The 18,077-nt window shown below is 66.8% G+C and carries 15 protein-coding genes (1 of these 15 running past the window's edge); 4 read left to right on the top strand and 11 right to left on the bottom strand.

All coding sequences use genetic code 11. From position 1 onward, the window contains the following. A protein-coding gene (gene clpB / locus ACP15H_RS00235) for an ATP-dependent chaperone ClpB (protein WP_425069843.1) crosses the window boundary here: on the bottom strand, positions 1-2,464 show its 5' portion. It extends 143 nt beyond the left edge of the window; 2,464 of the gene's 2,607 nt are visible here — the first part of the coding sequence; its start codon is at positions 2,462-2,464; the stop codon falls past the left edge of the window. A 183-nt stretch (positions 2,465-2,647) separates the two neighbouring features. Between clpB and ACP15H_RS00230 the strand changes: the two genes are divergently transcribed. Continuing rightward, positions 2,648-3,208 carry a DUF4337 domain-containing protein gene (locus ACP15H_RS00230; protein WP_425064227.1) on the top strand — a complete coding sequence of 187 codons (561 nt, stop codon included), beginning with the start codon at positions 2,648-2,650 and terminating at the stop codon, positions 3,206-3,208. 67 nt (positions 3,209-3,275) lie between these two features. On the opposite strand, the gene ACP15H_RS00225 is transcribed toward ACP15H_RS00230, so the two are convergent. The 8 genes from ACP15H_RS00225 to ACP15H_RS00190 all read right to left on the bottom strand — a co-directional run bounded on the left by ACP15H_RS00225 (position 3,276) and on the right by ACP15H_RS00190 (position 13,469). Then, positions 3,276-4,076: a DUF4167 domain-containing protein gene (locus ACP15H_RS00225; protein ID WP_425064226.1), complete on the bottom strand. Its 801-nt coding sequence runs from the start codon at positions 4,074-4,076 to the stop codon at positions 3,276-3,278. Between the two features lie 174 nt (positions 4,077-4,250). Further along, on the bottom strand, positions 4,251-5,120 hold the full coding sequence (prmC, locus tag ACP15H_RS00220; RefSeq protein ID WP_425064225.1) for a peptide chain release factor N(5)-glutamine methyltransferase: 870 nt from the start codon (positions 5,118-5,120) through the stop codon (positions 4,251-4,253). Between the two features lie 3 nt (positions 5,121-5,123). Then, complete coding sequence (prfA, locus tag ACP15H_RS00215) at positions 5,124-6,188, bottom strand: peptide chain release factor 1 (RefSeq protein WP_425064224.1); 1,065 nt, start codon at positions 6,186-6,188, stop codon at positions 5,124-5,126. A 1-nt stretch (position 6,189) separates the two neighbouring features. Further along, complete coding sequence (gene hisS / locus ACP15H_RS00210; protein ID WP_425069842.1) at positions 6,190-7,422, bottom strand: histidine--tRNA ligase; 1,233 nt, start codon at positions 7,420-7,422, stop codon at positions 6,190-6,192. Between the two features lie 54 nt (positions 7,423-7,476). After that, on the bottom strand, positions 7,477-8,613 hold the full coding sequence (gene ispG / locus ACP15H_RS00205) for a flavodoxin-dependent (E)-4-hydroxy-3-methylbut-2-enyl-diphosphate synthase (protein WP_425064223.1): 1,137 nt from the start codon (positions 8,611-8,613) through the stop codon (positions 7,477-7,479). 66 nt (positions 8,614-8,679) lie between these two features. After that, entirely contained in the window at positions 8,680-9,642 is a 963-nt protein-coding gene (locus ACP15H_RS00200) for a helix-turn-helix domain-containing protein (RefSeq protein ID WP_425064222.1), read from the bottom strand. Positions 9,643-9,722: 80 nt separating this feature from the next. Continuing rightward, entirely contained in the window at positions 9,723-11,987 is a 2,265-nt protein-coding gene (gene ptsP / locus ACP15H_RS00195) for a phosphoenolpyruvate--protein phosphotransferase (RefSeq protein ID WP_425064221.1), read from the bottom strand. A 234-nt stretch (positions 11,988-12,221) separates the two neighbouring features. Then, positions 12,222-13,469, bottom strand: coding sequence for an aspartate kinase (locus ACP15H_RS00190; protein WP_425064220.1), 1,248 nt, complete (start codon positions 13,467-13,469; stop codon positions 12,222-12,224). 77 nt (positions 13,470-13,546) lie between these two features. Here ACP15H_RS00190 and ubiG point away from each other — a divergent pair, with 77 nt between their 5' ends. Continuing rightward, positions 13,547-14,311, top strand: coding sequence for a bifunctional 2-polyprenyl-6-hydroxyphenol methylase/3-demethylubiquinol 3-O-methyltransferase UbiG (gene ubiG, locus ACP15H_RS00185; RefSeq protein WP_425064219.1), 765 nt, complete (start codon positions 13,547-13,549; stop codon positions 14,309-14,311). A 16-nt stretch (positions 14,312-14,327) separates the two neighbouring features. On the opposite strand, the gene ACP15H_RS00180 is transcribed toward ubiG, so the two are convergent. Further along, positions 14,328-14,819 (bottom strand): DUF1178 family protein, encoded by a 492-nt coding sequence (locus ACP15H_RS00180; protein ID WP_425064218.1) that lies wholly within the window; start codon positions 14,817-14,819, stop codon positions 14,328-14,330. An 88-nt stretch (positions 14,820-14,907) separates the two neighbouring features. On the opposite strand from ACP15H_RS00180, the gene ACP15H_RS00175 reads away from it, so the two are divergent. Further along, the gene (locus tag ACP15H_RS00175; protein ID WP_425064217.1) at positions 14,908-15,774 is read left to right on the top strand and encodes a DMT family transporter; all 867 of its coding nucleotides are present in this window, start codon (positions 14,908-14,910) and stop codon (positions 15,772-15,774) included. Next, entirely contained in the window at positions 15,771-16,268 is a 498-nt protein-coding gene (locus ACP15H_RS00170; protein ID WP_425064216.1) for a class I SAM-dependent methyltransferase, read from the top strand. Before ACP15H_RS00175 ends, ACP15H_RS00170 begins: the two co-directional genes overlap by 4 nt. Positions 16,269-16,275: 7 nt before the next feature. Here ACP15H_RS00170 and ACP15H_RS00165 read toward each other — a convergent pair whose 3' ends face one another. Then, the gene (locus ACP15H_RS00165; protein ID WP_425064215.1) at positions 16,276-17,979 is read right to left on the bottom strand and encodes an N-acyl-D-amino-acid deacylase family protein; all 1,704 of its coding nucleotides are present in this window, start codon (positions 17,977-17,979) and stop codon (positions 16,276-16,278) included. Positions 17,980-18,077: the final 98 nt, after the last annotated feature.

The following is an 18,077-nucleotide window of genomic DNA, read 5'->3' as shown; positions in this document are numbered from 1 at the left end:
CCCGCTTCAGCGGCCGCGCCCCGTAGACCGGGTCGTAGCCGCGATTGGCCAGCCACTGCAGCGCCTTCTGGTCGATCTTGAGCTCGATCTTGCGATCGGCCAGCAGCTTCAGCAGCTTCTGGATCTGCACCGCGACGATGTCCGTCATGTGCGCCCGGCTCAGCCGGTTGAACAGCAGGATCTCGTCGAGGCGGTTCAGGAACTCCGGACGGAACGCCCGGCGCACCTCCTCCATGACCTGCTCGCGCACCGTATCGGTGGACTCGCCGTCCTTCAGGGCCGCCAGATGCGAGCTGCCGAGATTGGACGTGAGGATGATCAGCGTGTTCTTGAAGTCGACCGTGCGACCCTGCCCGTCTGTCAGGCGACCGTCGTCCAAGACCTGCAGCAGGACGTTGAACACGTCCGGATGCGCCTTCTCGACCTCGTCGAACAGGATCACCTGGTAGGGCCGCCGGCGTACCGCCTCGGTGAGGACACCGCCCTCGTCGTAGCCGACATAGCCCGGCGGGGCGCCGATCAGGCGGCTCACGGAGTGCTTCTCCATGAACTCGCTCATGTCGATGCGAACCATCGCGGTATCGTCGTCGAACAGGAACGCCGCAATCGCCTTGGTGAGCTCGGTCTTGCCGACGCCCGTGGGGCCCAGGAACAGGAACGAACCGATGGGACGGTTCGGGTCCTGCAGGCCCGCGCGGGCGCGACGCACCGCATTCGCCACCGCGACGACGGCCTCGTCCTGGCCGATCACCCGCTTGTGGATCTCCTCCTCCATGCGCAGCAGCTTGGAGCGCTCGCCTTCCAGCATCTTGTCGACGGGCACGCCGGTCCACCGCGACACGACGGCCGCGATGTCCTCGGGCATGACCTCTTCCTTGACGCCCTTGCCACCGGCGACCTCATGGGTCTCGGCTTCCTTGAGCTTCTTCTCGAGGTCGGGGATCACGCCGTAGGCCAGTTCGCCCGCCTTGGCGAGTTCGCCGCGGCGCTGCGCGATGTCGAGTTCGGAGCGCGCCTTGTCGAGCTGCTCTTTCACCTTCTGCGAATCGGCCAGCTTGTCCTTGGCCGAAGTCCACTGCGCCGTCAGCGCCGCCGACTTCTGCTCGAGCTCGGACAGCTCCTTCTCGAGGCGCTCGAGACGGTCGCGCGACGCGGAGTCGCTTTCCTTCTTGAGCGCTTCCTTCTCGATCTTGAGCTGCATGATGCGCCGGTCGAGTTCGTCCAGCGCCTCGGGCTTGCTGTCGACCTGCATGCGGATGCGGCTCGCGGCCTCGTCCATCAGATCGATCGCCTTGTCCGGCAGGAACCGGTCGGCGATGTAGCGGTTGGACAGGGTCGCCGCGGCCACGATCGAGGAGTCCGCGATCCGGACGCCGTGATGCAGCTCGTACTTCTCCTTCAGGCCGCGCAGGATCGAGATCGTGTCCTCGACCGTCGGCTCGGCCACGAACACGGGCTGGAAACGCCGCGCGAGGGCGGCATCCTTCTCGATGTGCTTGCGGTACTCGTCGAGCGTCGTGGCGCCCACGCAATGCAGCTCGCCGCGCGCCAGGGCGGGCTTCAGCATGTTGGAGGCATCCATCGCGCCGTCGGCCTTGCCCGCACCGATCAGCGTGTGCAGCTCGTCGATGAAGACGATGATCTCGCCTTCCGCCGACGAGATTTCCGACAGCACGGCCTTGAGCCGCTCCTCGAACTCGCCGCGGAACTTGGCGCCCGCGACCATCGAGCCGAGGTCGAGCGACATCAGCTTCTTGTTCTTGAGCGATTCCGGCACGTCATTGTTGACGATGCGCAGCGCGAGACCTTCGGCGATGGCGGTCTTGCCGACGCCCGGCTCGCCGATCAGCACCGGATTGTTCTTGGTCCGGCGGCTCAACACCTGGATGGTGCGGCGAATCTCCTCGTCGCGACCGATCACCGGGTCGAGCTTGCCGTCACGGGCAGCCTGGGTGAGGTCGCGCGCGTACTTCTTCAGCGCGTCGTAGCTCTCCTCGGCGGAGGCCGAGTCGGCCGTGCGGCCCTTGCGCAGTTCCTGAACCGCCTTTTCGAGGGCCTGGGCCTTCACCCCGCCCGTGGCCAGCGCCTCGGCCGCCGGCGTGCCCTTGGCAAGCACCAGTGCGATCAGCATGCGCTCGACCGTGACGAAGGAATCGCCCGCCTTCTCGGCGATCGCCTCGGCCTGTTCGAACAGGCGCGCGGTCTCCGGCGCCATGTAGATCTGGCCGGCGCCCTGGCCTTCGACCTTGGGCTGCTTGGCGAGGTTGGCTTCCACGGCACGGTAGACCGCGCGCGAATCGCCGCCCGCCGAGCCGATCAGGTTGGCGGCGAGGCCTTCCGGATCGTCGAGCAGGACCTTGAGAATATGGTCGGGAATAAGCCGCTGGTGGCCTTCGCGCAGCGCCAGCATCTGGGCGCTCTGCAGGAAGCCCCGCATGCGCTCGGTATATTTTTCCTGGTTCATCATTAACCCTTTCCTTTACGCCCCCGTCGAGCGGCGGGCGGAAGAGCGGACCCTCTGAGTAGAAGCATCCTGAAGGCGATATGGGATCGGATCGGCAGGCTGCAAGACCTCATCGATCGTGCGGCTTTCGCTTGTAATGAACGCCGGTTAGAAAGCCGTGGATCAACTTCCGGAGCGCTCTTCATGTCAGGCGGACACGGCCACATCGACGGATCGAACAAGAAAATAGCCCTGCTGGTCGCCATTCTTGCGGCCCTGCTGGCGGTGTCGGAAATGGGCGGCAAGAGCTCTCAGACGAACTCGCTGGCCAGCCACATCGACGCGTCCAACCTGTGGTCCTTCTTCCAGTCCAAGACCATCCGGCAGACGACCCTGCGCACCGCCGCCGACGAGGTCGAGGCCACCTACAAGGACGGCCCGGCGCCCATGCCCCCGGCGCTCAAGGCGCAGGCCGAGCAATGGCGTCGCACGGCCCAGCGCTACGATACCGAGCCGGAGACCGGCGAAGGCCGCAAAGAGCTGGCCGCGCGTGCCAAGATCAAGGAAGAGCATCGCGACCGGTCGCTGTCGGCCTATCACATGTTCGAATACGGCTCGGCCTGCTTCCAACTCGGCATCGTGCTGGCGGGCGCCGCGGCCCTCACTTCCGTGATCTGGCTGACCTTCCTGTCGGTCGGCCTCGGCGTGGTGGGCTTCGCCTTCACCGTGCTGGCCTTCGTCGCCCCGACGCTGATCCACCTGTAGGACCAATGAAAACGCCCGCAGGCGGCTGCCAGCGGGCGTTTTCTCGAGAGATTGGGTCGACCGCTGATCAGGCGCGCCGGCCGCCGCTGGCCGGGACGAATTCCGGAAGCTCGGGCTGCTCCTCGACCGCCGGGTCGTTATTGATCGGCGCGCTGCGGCCCTTCTGAAGAAAAGCCACGCCGTTCAGACCGGGCTCTTCTTCGACTGGCTCGGCCTGGCGACGGTCAGGCTGGCGACGTTCGGGCTGGCGACGCTCGGCCTGACGATCGGATTGCCGATTGTCGGCCGGACGGTCGGTTTGGCGATTGTCGGCTTGAGGAGCCGATTGACGATTCTCGGATTGGCGATTGTCAGCCTGCCGATGATCGGCCTGGCGAGCATCGCCCTGCGCCTCGTCGGCCTGGTTCTGATCGGGCTGTTCGCCGCGACCACCGCGCTCGTTGGACGGCGCCTGATCGCTGCCGTTCTGCTGCGGCTGACCGCCGGGCTGGCCCTGCTGCTGTCCCGGCTGATCGGGTTGGCCTTCTTCACCATTTTCGCCCCAACCGAGGTTGTTGCGCTGGACGAAGCCGCCCTGGGCCTGAATCATCCGATAATAGTGATCGGCATACTGCCAGTAGGACTCGGCCAGAATGCGATCGCCGGAGGACGCCGCCTCTCGGGCCAGCGACTGATACTTGTCGAAAACCTGGTGCGCGTTGCCGCGAACCCGGACGTCGGGGCCGCTGCTATCGAAAATCTGATTTCGATTAGCCGGACGGTTCGAATTGTAATTCTGGGGCTTGTGATGGTGGTTGTTTCCACCGCCGCCACCGCCGCCGCCACCATTGCGACCGCCGCGCGACCGCTGACGATTGTTTGGTCTCATTAACCTAGGGCCAGTTGCACGCCGGACGGATGTTGTTGGAGCCCCTCTGCCCTTCCCGGGCGCCGTCACGGCTGAATTTCAGGGGAGTTGGTGTCCGCCGTTACAGACCGGTCGGACCAAGGCTCCCCAAGGGGTAAAGGGAACCTAGTCTCATTCCCCCTGATTGCCAACCGATTAATACTGGGCCGGCACGACACGTGCGATCCCACCCAAATCCTGCCGGGGCGGCTTGGGTGTCAGGCCCGCGGCGCCAAAAAGAGCCGCTATAGCCGGTGCTTGGCCCTCGCCTGCCTCGACGACCGCCCAGCCGCCCGGAACGACGAGCCGGGGCGCCTCGGCGGCGATGATGCGATACGCCGCAAACCCGTCGGTGCCGCCGTCGAGGGCCAGCCTGGGCTCATGGGCCGCCACCTCGGGCATCAACCCGTCCACCACGGCGGTCTCGATGTAGGGCGGATTGGAGACCAGCAGGTCGAAGGGTCCGTCCAGCGAGGAGGTCCAGCCGGCCTGCCGCCAGTCACCCGCCTGAAGACGCGCCCGGGATGCCACGCCGAGCGCGTCGGCATTGGACTGGGCGATGGCGAGCGCCGCCGCCGAGGCATCGATCCCGACGCCGGTCGCCCGCGGGTACTCCCGCAGCAAGGTGAGGAGCAGACAGCCCGATCCCAGGCCGAGATCGAGGATTCGCAACGTGCGGCTGCGGTCGGGCAGCAGGTCGAGCACCGTCTCGATCACCGTCTCGCTATCGGGCCGCGGGATCAGAACCGCCGGCGAGACCTTGAACGGCAATCCCCAGAATTCGCGCTCGCCCAGGATGTAGGCCATCGGTTCGCGCCGTACGCGGCGCGCCGTGAGTTCGCGCAACGCCACCGCCGAGGCCGCGGGGGCCGGATCGCGCCCGCGCGAAATCAACTGCTCGATCGTCAATCCCGCCGCGCGACTGAGCAGCAGGCGGGCTTCGAAGCGGACATTGTCGATACCGGCCGCCGTCAGGGCGACGGCGGTATCGCGCAGCAGGGCATCGTAGGAGGCGTTCTCCGCCACCGGTCAGGCCGCAAGCTCCGCGAGCCGCGTAGCCTCGTCCTCGGAGGTCAGGGCGTCGACGATGGCGTCCAGCCCGCGCCCGTCCAGAACCTCGGCGAGGTTGTAGAGGGTGAGGTTGATCCGGTGATCGGTCACCCGGCTCTGCGGGAAGTTGTAGGTGCGGATACGCTCGCTGCGGTCGCCGCTGCCCACCTGGCCCTTGCGGTCGGCGGAGCGCAGATCGTCGAGCCGCTGGCGCTCGGCATCGTAAAGACGGGCCCGCAGGATCTTCATCGCCTTGGCGCGGTTCTTGTGCTGGCTCTTCTCGTCCTGCTGGCTGACCACGACCCCGGTCGGAATGTGCGTGATGCGAACCGCCGAATCGGTCGTGTTGACCGACTGGCCGCCCGGGCCCGAGGCACGGAACACGTCGATGCGCAGGTCCTTCTCGTCGATCTTGATGTCGACCTCCTCGGCTTCCGGCAGCACCGCGACCGTCGCCGCCGAGGTGTGGATGCGGCCCTGGGCCTCGGTCGCCGGAACGCGCTGCACGCGATGCACGCCGGACTCGAACTTGAGGCGGGCGAACACGTTGCGGCCGGTCACCGTGGCGATCGCCTCGCGATAGCCGCCAATGCCCGTGTCGGAGAGTTCCATGACCTCGAACTTCCAGCCCTTTTCGGCGGCGTAGCGCTGGTACATGCGGAACAGGTCGGCCGCGAACAGGGCCGCCTCGTCGCCGCCGGTGCCGGCGCGGATTTCCAGGATGGCGTTCTTTTCGTCGGCCGCATCCTTGGGCAGCAGCATCCGCTTCACGGTGCGCTCCAGCTCGGGCAGACGCTTGCGAATCTCCGCAGCCTCCTCCTCCGCCATCGCCTTCATGTCGGGATCGGAGGCCATCGCCTCCGTGTCCTTCAAGTCGCGCTCGGCCTTCTGCCATTCGTTCACCGCCTCGACGAGCGGGCCGAGGTCGGCATATTCCTTCGAGGCCGCGACGAACTTCTGCGAATCGAGCGTGCCGGCAGACAGCGCCGCCTGCAGCTCGGCATGGCGCGTCACGATCTGGTTGAGTTTCAATAACAGCGACATCTCAAACCTTCAGGGCTTCAGCGAGACCGTCGAGCGACACTTCGCGCTGCGCGCCGCTGTCGAGATCCTTGAGCTGCGCCACGCCCTTGGCCAGCTCGTCGTCTCCGATGATCAGCGCGGCGCGGGCATTGAGCTTGTTGGCCCGCTGCATGCGCCGCTTCATGTTGCCACGATAATCCTGCTCCACCGCGATGCCCTGCTTGCGCAGGCTCCGCGCGATGCCAAGCGCCTTGGCCTCGGCCGCCGCGCCCAGAGGCGCAATGACGACGGGTCGCGGCAGGGGCCTGGGCTCGTCGGCCAGCATCATCAGCCGCTCGATACCGCCCGCCCAGCCGATGCCGGCCGTCGGCGGTCCGCCCAGCTCGGCGATCAGACCGTCATAGCGGCCGCCGCCCAGCACGGTGCCCTGGGCGCCGAGATGCGTGGTCACGAACTCGAAGGCGGTGTGGGTATAGTAGTCGAGGCCGCGCACCAGCGCCGGATCGACCTCGAAGGCGATGCCGGCGGCCGTGAGACCGTCCTGCACCGACTTGAAGAAGTCGCGGCTCGCCTCGTTGAGGTGATCGCTGAAGCTCGGCGCCTGGGCGTTGATCGCCTTGTCGCCCTCGTCCTTGCTGTCGAGGATGCGCAGCGGATTGCGCGCCAGGCGATTGCGCGAATCCTCGGAAAGCTTGTCCACGTGACCGGAATAATAGTCGGTCAGGACCTTGCGGTAGCCCGTCCGGCTCTCCGGATCGCCGAGCGAATTGATCTTGAGCACGCAGCGGTCGAGGATCGTCAGCCGGTCGAGGATGTCGGCCGCGACCGAGATCACCTCGATGTCGGCGCCGGGCTCGGGCGCGCCCAATACTTCGAGATCGATCTGGTGGAACTGGCGCTGCCGGCCCTTCTGCGGGCGCTCGTAGCGGAACATCGGGCCCGCCGCGAAGACCTTCAGCGGCAGCTGCTGCGCCAGCTCGCCGTTCGACACGAAGGCGCGGCAGATGCCGGCCGTGTACTCCGGCCGCAAGGTGAGCGATTCGTCGCCGCGATCCTTGAAAGTGTACATCTCCTTCGACACGACGTCGGTGGTCTCGCCGATGCCGCGGGCGAACAGCTCGGTGAACTCGAAGATCGGCGTGGCCATCTCGCGATAGCCGTAGAGGCGCGCGACCTCGCGTGCGGTGTCGACGACGTGCGCGAAGCGCCGGTAGTCATCGGGGAGGATGTCGTGCGTGCCACGCACGGGTTGCATCTTGCTCACGGGAAATCGCCTCGAAAGATCGTCGGGAAAGGAAGGCCTGGACTGCTACTCGGCAGCGGCGCGATGTCGCTCGGCTTCTTCCGCCCTGGCGGCCTCGATCTCGGCCGCCTTCTTCTCGATCAGCTCGACCAGATGGTCGACGACGTTGCCGTCCTTCAGCCGATGGTGCGGAACGCCGGCAATATAGACCTGGTGGGTGTTGGAGCCGCCGCCGGTGAAGCCGATGTCGGTTTCGCGCGCCTCGCCGGGGCCGTTCACGACGCAGCCGATCACCGACACCGTCATCGGCGTGGTGATGTGGGCGACGCGCTTCTCCAGCGCCTCGACCGTGCGGATGACGTCGTATTGCTGGCGCGCGCAGGACGGGCAGGAAATGACGTTCACGCCGCGATGCCGCAGGTTCAGCGCCTTCAGCATCTCGAAGCCGACGCGGACCTCTTCCTCCGGCTCGGCCGAGAGCGAGACCCGGATCGTGTCGCCGATGCCGGCCCACAGGAGCGAGCCCATGCCGATCGACGACTTCACCGTGCCGGTGCGCGTGCCGCCCGCCTCGGTGACGCCCACATGCAGCGGGTAGTCGCAGGCTTCGGCGAGCTGCTGGTAGGCCGCGACCGCCAGGAAGACGTCCGACGCCTTCACGCTGATCTTGAACTCGTGGAAGTCGTGATCCTGCAGGATGCGCGCATGGTCGAGCGCACTCTCCACCATCGCCTCCGGACAGGGCTCGCCGTATTTCTCGAGCAGGTCCTTCTCGAGCGAGCCGGCATTGACGCCGATGCGCATGGAGCAGCCGTGGTCCTTGGCGGCCTTGACGACCTCGCGCACGCGCTCGGCGCTGCCGATGTTGCCGGGGTTGATGCGCAGGCACGCGGCGCCCGCCTGCGCCGCCTCGATGGCGCGCTTATAGTGAAAGTGGATGTCGGCCACGATCGGGACCTTCGCGGCCCGCACGATCCGGGGCAGCGCCGCCGTCGACTCCTCGTCGGGGCAGGAGACGCGGATGATATCGACGCCCACCTCTTCGCAGCGGCGGATCTGGGCGATGGTCGCGTCGGCGTCCGCGGTCAGCGTGTTGGTCATGGTCTGCACGGTGATCGGCGAATCGCCGCCTACCGGCACGGCCCCAACCATCACGCGCCGCGACTTGCGGCGCTGGATGTCGCGGTACGGTCTGATGCTCATGGGGACAATGTAGCGGCGGCGCCCCGCCTCCGCCAGCCGGCGGCCGTTACAAAGGCGCGACGGACCCTACCGGGCCTCGGTGATGCGGTAGGCGATGCCTGCCGGGACGACGTAGCTCTCGCCCGCCCGGACATAAGTCTGCGTCAGCACGTCGCCATTGGGCGCGCGAAGCTCGACCCAGCTGTTGCTCTTCACGCTGATCGGGGTGTTGACCCGCACCGGAATCGGCGGCGGGGCGGCCGGCTCCGCCGGACGGGCCGTCGCTTCCTCGACGGGCGCGCGCGCCGGGTCGATGCGCGGCGGATCGATGGCGGCCGGCGGCTGCGCGGCCTGCGCCTGGCCGATCGAGGGAACGGTCATCACGACGGGGGGCGGCGCGGGAACGGCGACGACGACCGGCGGCGGCGCCAAAGCTGCAGGCGCCGCGCTACCATCGAGACGCTGCGCAGGCCAGACCTGCGCGGGCAGCGAGCCGCCGAGAGTGCGCGTGTCGGGCGCCGTCGCGGACGGCAACTGCGCGACGAACGGGTTGGGGGCGGCAGCCGGCGGGCTCGGCCGCTCGGAGAGCAGACGGTCCGGCACGGGCGGAACCTTCTGGGCGACGACGGCCTGATCGCGCGGCATGTAGTGCCACACGCCATAGCCCGCAGCGACGACGAGAAGAACCGTGAGGACCGCGAGGCCGATCGGCGCGCGCCTCTCCATGACCGGGAAATCGGCCGGCAGCGCCACCGGGCGCTTGATCGGCACGGCACCCGACAGGTGATAAGCGGTCATGACCTTCTCGGCATCGAGACCGACATGGGTCGCGTAAGCGCGCAGGAAGGCGGGGATGTAGGCGGCGCCGGGGAGTTCGTCGTAGCGACCTTGCTCGATCGCTTCGAGGTGAGAGCGCCTGATGCGGATGCTCTTCTCGACTTGAGTCAGGTCCAGACCGCGTGCCTCGCGTTGATCGCGTAGGAGTCGACCGACCGCCTGGCCTGGTCCGGCCTCGCGCTCAATCGCCCGCCAGTCAACCTGATCCGGCATTGATATTCCCTGCTTGTCCCCTCGTCGCGACTCTTAGCAGAGGCCCCATGGCAGGGCAAAAGCGATTCGACTTTCGGTCGTTAAATTTCGATCGCATGGTCGGCGGCGAAGAGACGCAACGTCTCGCGCAATGGACGATCCGGTTGCGTAAGCGCAGTGGTCATGAAACCTGCCGACTCATTTAGATCAAGCGAACGAATCATCGCCTTCACGGGGCCGATCGCGCCGGGCGACATCGACAAAGAGCGTATGCCTATTGAAAGCAACGCGAGGGCCTCGACCGGACGCCCCGCCATTTCTCCACACACCGCGACGTCCACGCCTGCAGGCCGCACTTTGTTCACTACAAAATGTAGCAGTCGCAGCAGTGCCGGGGACAAGCTGTCGTAACGGCCGGCGATGCGGGTGTTGCCGCGATCGGCGGCATAGAGGAACTGCAGGAGATCGTTCGTGCCGATCGAGATGAAATCGACATGAGGCACCAGACTGTCGAGTTGCCATGCCAGCGCCGGCACTTCGAACATGACGCCGACACGCAGACGCTCGGGCACCGGCTGGCCGCGCCGCCTCGAACGATCGAGTTCGAGATCGAGCAGATGACGCGCCCGTAGCAATTCTGTGACCTCGGCGATCATGGGGAACATGATCGACAAGGGCCGCCCGCTCGCGGCAAGGATCATGGCGCGCAACTGACGACGCAGCATCGCCGGACGATCGAGCCCGATGCGGATCGCGCGCCAGCCCATGGCGGGATTTTCATCTCCAAAGGCGCCGATATAGGGAAGGACCTTGTCGCCTCCCACATCGAGCGTCCGGAAAACGACGGGACGTCCGTCCGCCAGGTCGAGCACGCGCCCGTAGAGCCAGGCCTGTGCATCGACGTCGGGAAACTCCGAACGCACCATGAACGGAATCTCGGTCCGGTAGAGGCCGACACCGTCGGCGCCCGTATCGTCGAGATGCTGCATGTCGATCAGCAGGCCGGCATTCATGTTGAGCGAGATGCGCGCCTGATCGCGCGTGGCCGGCGGCAGGTCGCGCAGCGCCGCATACTTGCGGCGGCGTTCGGCGCGCGCATCGATCGCAAGATGGACTGTCTGGAGGATGTCCTCGGCCGGCCGCACCAGGACCTGCGCGTTGTCACCGTCGACCACGATCGGATCGCCGGCCTCGACCCTCGCCAGCACGTTCGGCGCGCGGCCAACGACGGGAATGTCGAGGGCCCGCGCCACGATCGCCACGTGACTGAGCGCCGAGCCTTCCTCCAGCACGACGCCGCGCAGACGGTTGCGGTCGTAGTCGAGCAGCTCGGCCGGTCCCATGTCGCGGGCGACCACGATCATGTCGTCCGGCAAGGTGCTGGGATCGGTTGCGACGCGACCGGTGAGACGCAGCAGCAGCCGGTTGCTGAGATCCTGCAGATCGCTCAGCCGCTCGCGGATATAGGGATCGGTCGACTGGCCGAGGCGCGTGCGGACATCGTCGAAGGCACGCTGCACGCCGGCCTCGGCGGTAAGGCCCGAGTCTATTGCCTCGCGCACCCGCTCGGCCCAGCCGCGATCGTCCACGAACATGCGGAAGGTCTCGAGAATCTCGCGCTGCTCGCCCGACTGCATGTCGTGCGCCTCGAGCATGCGATCGACATCTTCGCGCACGCCGCGCAGCGCTTCGAGAAAGCGGACCTTCTCCTGCTCGACATCCTCCGCCACCACGCGCTGGATGACGATGCGGGGTTCGTGCAGCACGGCGCGGCCGATCGCGACACCGGGCGTGAGCTGTACACCGTCGACGCGCAGCGGCAGCAGTCCGATGCCATCGACCTGCTGGACCTCGTTGGGACTGACGACGTGACTGGCCGAGACCAGTTCCGCCAGCACCATGGCGATGGTCTGAAGCGTCTCGACCTCTTCCTCGTCGTACTGCCGACGCGTGCGGTTCTGCACGACCAGAACGCCCAGCACGCGGCCGGCGCGCACGATCGGCACGCCTGCCAGCGAATGGTAGATTTCCTCGCCGGTCTCGGGGCGGTAGGCGAATTGCGGATGATGCTGGGCATCGTCGAGCGCCAGCGGCCTGCCGTGGGCGGCGATGTCGCCGACCAGTCCCTCGCCGACCCGCAGGCGCGTGGCATGGACGGCCGACGGGTTGAGGCCCTGGGTTGCGAACAGTTCCAGCACCTCGCCCGCCCGCAGCAGGTAGATCGAGCAGACCTCGGCCACCATTTCGTTGGCGACCAGGCGCACGACCTCGCCCAGCGTCACTTCGACGGACTCGGCACGCGCCATCGTGTCCCGGAGCCGCTTGAGGAGCATTCGCGGTCCGGCCAGGGGAGTCGATCTCTCCATGGTCAGACCGCTAGATGCTTGAGTCGAATGACGACGAAGCTGCGGTCGATGACGCAGGCGCAAACTCGCCAAGCCGCGGCCGCCGAATTGGTCGGGCGGGCATTGCTGCAAGACATATGGGCGAGTGCGGCGTCCATGCGCGGGTTATAGCAAGACCCGCGCCGGACTGCCTACCGGCTAATTCGCAGAGTCCAACCGCGATTTAGGGGCGTTCCAATACCCTTCCGGGTGATTTCAGGCGGCGTCCAATTCATAGGCTGTGTGAAGCGCCCGCACCGCCAGTTCGGTGTACTCCGCCGCCACCAGCACGCTGATCTTGATCTCCGACGTCGAGATGACCTGGATGTTAATGCCCTTGGCCGCGAGGGTTTCGAACATCTTGAGCGCGACGCCGGCATGGCTGCGCATGCCGACGCCGATCACCGAGACCTTGGAGACGTTGAGGTCGGACTTGACCTCGGCGAACTTCAGCTCGTCCTTCGCGCGCTCGAGCTGCTGCACCGCTCGCGCCAGGTCCGGCTTGGGCACCGTGAAGGTCATGTCGGTGGAGCTGCCGTCGACCGAGACGTTCTGCACGATCATATCGACATTGATGTTGGCCGCGGCCAGCGGGCCGAAGATCGCCGCCGCGACACCGGGCCGGTCGGGCACCTGGGTCACGGTGATCTTCGCCTCGTCCTTGGCGAAGGCAATGCCGCTCACGACGGACTTCTCGAGGCCCTGGGCCATGATCTCTTCCTCGTCCACAACCAGAGTTCCGGGCAGATCGCTGCCGAGCGCCTCGTCGAACGACGACAGCACCTGCACGCGTACATGATGGTTCATCGCCAGCTCGACCGAGCGCGTCTGCAGCACCTTCGAGCCGAGCGAGGCCATTTCGAGCATTTCCTCGTAGGTCACGCGATCGATCTTCTGGGCCTTCTCGACGATCCGGGGATCGGTCGTATAGACGCCGTCGACGTCGGTGTAGATGTCGCAGCGATCGGCCTTGAGGGCGGCCGCCAGCGCCACCGCGGAGGTGTCGGAGCCGCCACGGCCCAAGGTCGTGATGCGACCTTCCGGCGAGATCCCCTGGAAACCCGGCACCACGGGAACTTCGCCCGCCGCCATCGTCCTGGCCATCTCGACCGTGTCGATCTCGACGATACGCGCCTTTGCGTAGGCGTCGTCGGTCTTGATCGGCAGCTGCCAGCCGACCCAGGAACGCGACTTGACCCCTTCCTGCTGCAGGGCCATCGCCAGCAGGCCGATCGTGACCTGCTCGCCGGTCGCCACCACGACATCGTATTCGCGCGGATCGTGCAGCGGCGAGATCTCGTTCACCCACTTGACGAGCTGGTTGGTGGCGCCCGACATGGCCGAGACCACGACCGCGACCTCGTTGCCGCGCGCGACTTCGGCTTTCACCTTGCGCGCGACGTTCTTGATCCGATCCGTGTCACCGACCGATGTGCCGCCAAATTTCAGAACGATGCGCGCCATGAACCCACTCGAAGGGCAAGCCCCTGCCCGGAAAGCGGGCTATAGACACCGATGCTGCCATATGGGTCAAGAGAACCATGGTTGAAACCGCGCATAACCCCACCGCCGGAACGGTCGATCCCGCCGACGTCGAACGCTTCTCCCGAATCGCAGACGAGTGGTGGGACCCCGCTGGCAAGTTCGCCCCCCTGCACCGGCTGAACCCGGTGCGGATCGGCTATGTCCGCGACCGGGTCGCCGCCCACTGGCAGCGCGACCCGCTGGGCTTCGATCCGCTGCAGGGCCTCTCCCTGCTCGACATCGGCTGCGGCGGCGGTCTGCTCTGCGAGCCGATGACCCGCCTCGGCGCCTCCGTCACAGGGGTCGACGCCTCCGAGCGCAACATCTCTGTCGCCTCGCTGCATGGCGAAGGCCAGGGCCTCGCCATCGACTACCGCCAGGGCACCGCCGAAGCGCTGGCCGAAAGCGGCGCGCAATTCGACGTCGTGCTGGCCCTCGAGATCGTCGAGCACGTGGCCGATGTCGATCTATTCCTGCGCTCCTGCGGCCGCCTCGTGAAGCCGGGCGGGCTGCTCTTCCTGTCGACGCTCAATCGCACCGCCAAGGCCTGGGCGCTCGCCATCGCCGGCGCCGAATACGTGCTGGGCTGGCTGCCCCGCGGCACGCACGACTGGAAGAAATTCCTCAAGCCGTCCGAGGTGGCGCGCGGCCTGCGCGCCGGCGGCATCGAACCGCAGGAGATCGTCGGCGTCGTCTACAGTCCGCTCAGCCGCAAATGGTCGCTGAACAAGACCGACCTCGACGTGAACTACATGCTGTACGGAGTCGCGGGGCCCAAATAGCGGCCCGGCGAACGGATCAGTTGCCGCGCGGGATCCAGGGGAGGCGGCCGAACTCGATGCCTTCCTCTGCCAGGGCGTCGGCCTCTTCTTCGCTCGTCTGGCCATAGATGCCGCGCTTGTCGCTCTCGCCATAGTGAATCTTGCGGGCCTCTTCGGCGAATTTGTCGCCGACATGCTCGCAGTTCTTCTCGACCTCGGCGCGGACCGCCAGCAGGGCCTCGCGCAGTTCCTTGGGCATTTGCCGGGCGAGCGCCGCGATCTGCTGCTGTTGCTCGGGCGACGGCGCGACGGGCGTTTCCGTCCCAGGCGCCTCGACGACGGCCGGCAGCGTGGCGTCCTTGCCCTTCTTGCCGATGCGGGGCGCCATGAGGGCGCGCTCGACCTTGTCGGTGCCGCAGACGGCACAGCCGATCAGGGATTTCTTCTCCTGACGTTCATAGGTCTTGCTGTCCTTGAACCAGCTGTCGAACTCGTGGCCGTTGGCGCAGCGCAAGCGATACAAAATCATGACAACCAGAAAAATGGTGGCTTGTCGGGTCGGACGCAAGGCCCGATTGTCGCGCCCCGCCTCTCGAGGCCCCCAGCAGCAGCCGTCGATGTCTCCGCAACCCTCCAATCTCAAAGCTGCCTTCTGGATGGCCGGCTGGCTGACGGCCATGCTCGTCATGGCGATTGCCGGACGGGAGACGACGCGCGAACTCGACGTGTTCCAGATCCTGGAGATGCGCTCGGTCATCGGCCTGGCCATGCTGTATCCGCTGATCCACCGCGCGGGCGGCTTCGGCAAGCTGAAGACGGCGCGGCCCTGGCAGCAGGCCGGCCGCAACATCGCCCACTACGGCGCGCAGTTCGCCTGGTTCAAGGCGCTGACCCTGATCCCGCTGGCCCAGGTCATCTCCATCGAGTTCACCATGCCGATCTGGACGGCGATCCTGGCGGTCGCCTTCCTGGGCGAGCGGATGGGGCTGTGGAAGAACCTCGCGGTGGCGTTCGGGATCGTCGGCGTCGTCATCATCGTGCGGCCAGGGGCCAACGAGATCGTGCCCGGCCAGATCATCGCACTGGCGGCCGCCGTCGGCTTCGCCATCTCGGTGACCATGGTGAAGTCACTGACCCGCACCGACAGCGTGGTGACCATCCTGTTCTGGATGCTGCTGATCCAGTCGATCATCGGTCTGGTGCCGGCGCTCGAGATCTGGCGCTGGCCCTCGGCCTATGTCTGGGCCTGGATCATCGCCATCGCCTTCTGCGGAACCTTCTCGCACTACTGCCTGACGCGCGCCATGCTGCATGCCGACGCCACCGTCGTCGTTCCGATGGATTTCCTGCGCGTGCCGCTGACCGCCCTCGCCGGCTGGCTGCTCTACAACGAACGGCTGGACATGCTCACGATCCTCGGCGCCGCGCTGATCCTCTCGGGCAACCTGCTGAACCTGAAGGGCGCGGGAGTGCGCAAGACATGACGCCTTCCTCCTGGATCGCCGCCTGGGCCGGCCTCGTCCCGCCCGGCGCCGCCGTCCTCGATCTCGCCGCCGGAAACGGTCGCCACACCGCATTCTTCGCCGCCCGCGGTCACCGGGTGACCGCGCTGGATCGCGACGTGAGCAACCTCGTGCCGTCCGACACGATCGAAGTGATCGCAGCCGATCTCGAGGATGGTTCGCCGTGGCCGCTGGCCGGCCGCCGCTTCGGCGCGATCGTCGTCACCAACTACCTGCACCGTCCGCTGTTTCCGGCACTCTTCGAGACGCTGCTGCCGGGCGGCATCCTGCTCTACGAGACCTTCATGGAGGGCAACGAGCGCTTCGGAAAGCCAAGCCGCCCGGAATTCCTGCTGAAGGACGGCGAACTGCTCGACCTCGTGCGCGGGCGCTTTTCGGTGACCGCCTACGAAGCGCGCATGATCAGCCAGCCGAAGATGGCGATGGTGCAGAGGATCGCCGCCCGCCGTCTCTAGCTTCCGCTCAGGCGCCGCGCGCGCCGCGGATCAGCCGGCCGGGCAGCGCGCCGGTCGCCTCGCCCTGCCGATAGACGATCGCGCCCGACACGACGGTCGCGTCGAAGCCCTCGGTTCGCTGGATCAGTCGCTTTCCGCCGGCCGGCAGGTCGTAGACGATTTCGGGTCGGCGCAGTCGCATCTTGTCGTAATCGATGACGTTGATGTCGGCCTTCAGGCCCACCTGCAGCAGCCCGCGGTCGCGCAGACCGATCTCCGCCGCATTGTCGGCGGTCAGCCGCTTGATGGCCCACGACACCGGAAACAGCGAGCCGCGCGCACGATCGCGCGTCCAGTGCGTCAGCGTGTAGCTGGTCGCCGTCGCGTCGCACATCACCCCGACATGAGCGCCACCGTCGCCCAGGCCCAGCAAGGTGTTGGGCCGGTCGATCATCTCGCGCACCACGTCGAGATTGCCGGCGACGAAGTTCGTCACGGGAAGATAGATGATCTGCTTGCCATCGCGTTCGAGCAGCATGTCGTACGCGACCTCGGCGGGCGGGCGGCCCTGTCGCGCGGCTATGGCGGCGATGCTCTGGTCCGCGGTCGGCTCGTAATCCGGCGGATCGCCCAGCGGGAACATACGATCCCAGCGGTCGACCAGCCGCCTCTGCCTGTCGCCTTCGAAAGATTCGGCGAGCACGCGCGCCCGAAATTCGGGCGTGCGCCACTGCGCGAGGCGCTCGGCGAACGGCAGGCGGCCGGCGCTGTCGGCACTCGGCCGGCCCGTGAACGGCGTCTGCGACAGCTCGAGGCCCAGCAGCACGGAGGTCGGCCGCGTGCGGACCTGGGCGGTGATGCGCAGCCCCTCCCGATTGGCCTCGTCGATCTCCGCCATGGTCTCGCGCCAGCCGTCGGGGCGGGCGTTGGACTGCAGCAAGGTGATGGTGACCGGCCGCCCGGATTCCTTCGCCAATCGGCGGAACAGCGCGACCTCGCCTTCCTGGAAATCCGACACGATCTGCAGCCAGCCGGCGTCGGCCCGGCGCATCGCGCGGGCAATGGCGGTGAGCTCTGCCTCCTCGGTGCGTAGGGTCGGGATGTGCTTGCCGTCGGCCGACTTGTGATTGAGCGTGCGCGAGGTCGAAAAGCCCAGTGCGCCGGCGCGCACGCCTTCGATAGTGAGCTCGGCCATGCGATCGCGATCCTGCTCGGTCGCCGGCTCCCGGTCGGCGCCGCGCTGGCCCATCACATAGACGCGCAACGCCGCGTGCGGCACCTGCGTCGCCACATCGGCATCGTAGGAACGCGCGGCGATAGCATCCATGAAATCCGGAAAGCTGTGCCAGTTCCACGGCAGGCCCTCCGCCAGCACGACCTCGGGAATGTCCTCCACCCCCTCCATCAGGTTGATCAGCATCGCGTGCTGATCCTCGTGGCAGGGCGCGAAGCCGACGCCGCAATTGCCGAGCACGACCGTGGTGGCGCCGTTCCACGACGACGGCGACAGCCGCTCGCTCCACGTCACCTGCGCGTCATAGTGGGTGTGAACGTCGACGAAACCCGGCGTCACCAGCCTGCCACGCGCGTCGATCTCCTCTTCGCCCTTGGCAATGTCCCTCCCTATCGCCGCGATCTTGCCGTCGACGATTGAAAGATCGGCTTCATAGGGATCGCCGCCCGAGCCATCGACGATGGTGCCATTGCGAATCACGAGTCTGGAAGAGGACATCGGATGCTCCAGGATGGGGTGGCCGAGACTGGCGCGATTCGGGGTCTCGGTCGAGGCCGAAGCCGCCGCAATTTTTGCCAGTTTCGCCGCAAGGATTA

Source organism: Reyranella sp. (assembly GCF_965249915.1).
Taxonomy (GTDB): domain Bacteria; phylum Pseudomonadota; class Alphaproteobacteria; order Reyranellales; family Reyranellaceae; genus Reyranella.
The sequence above is the reverse complement of the archived record's forward strand: the minus strand, read 5'-3'. Positions and strand labels throughout refer to the sequence as shown.

Bases quoted from the DNA above. Each gene is read 5' to 3' on its own strand.
- ACP15H_RS00165 (WP_425064215.1), bottom strand. From the start codon at position 17,979: ATGTCCTCTTCCAGACTCGTGATTCGCAATGGCACCATCGTCGATGGC.
- ACP15H_RS00225 (WP_425064226.1), bottom strand. From the start codon at position 4,076: ATGAGACCAAACAATCGTCAGCGGTCGCGCGGCGGTCGCAATGGTGGC.
- ACP15H_RS00175 (WP_425064217.1), top strand. From the start codon at position 14,908: ATGTCTCCGCAACCCTCCAATCTCAAAGCTGCCTTCTGGATGGCCGGC.
- ACP15H_RS00170 (WP_425064216.1), top strand. From the start codon at position 15,771: ATGACGCCTTCCTCCTGGATCGCCGCCTGGGCCGGCCTCGTCCCGCCC.
- ACP15H_RS00180 (WP_425064218.1), bottom strand. From the start codon at position 14,819: ATGATTTTGTATCGCTTGCGCTGCGCCAACGGCCACGAGTTCGACAGC.
- ACP15H_RS00230 (WP_425064227.1), top strand. From the start codon at position 2,648: ATGTCAGGCGGACACGGCCACATCGACGGATCGAACAAGAAAATAGCC.
- ubiG (WP_425064219.1), top strand. From the start codon at position 13,547: ATGGTTGAAACCGCGCATAACCCCACCGCCGGAACGGTCGATCCCGCC.
- ispG (WP_425064223.1), bottom strand. From the start codon at position 8,613: ATGAGCATCAGACCGTACCGCGACATCCAGCGCCGCAAGTCGCGGCGC.
- ptsP (WP_425064221.1), bottom strand. From the start codon at position 11,987: ATGGAGAGATCGACTCCCCTGGCCGGACCGCGAATGCTCCTCAAGCGG.
- ACP15H_RS00190 (WP_425064220.1), bottom strand. From the start codon at position 13,469: ATGGCGCGCATCGTTCTGAAATTTGGCGGCACATCGGTCGGTGACACG.
- prfA (WP_425064224.1), bottom strand. From the start codon at position 6,188: ATGTCGCTGTTATTGAAACTCAACCAGATCGTGACGCGCCATGCCGAG.
- ACP15H_RS00200 (WP_425064222.1), bottom strand. From the start codon at position 9,642: ATGCCGGATCAGGTTGACTGGCGGGCGATTGAGCGCGAGGCCGGACCA.
- hisS (WP_425069842.1), bottom strand. From the start codon at position 7,422: ATGCAACCCGTGCGTGGCACGCACGACATCCTCCCCGATGACTACCGG.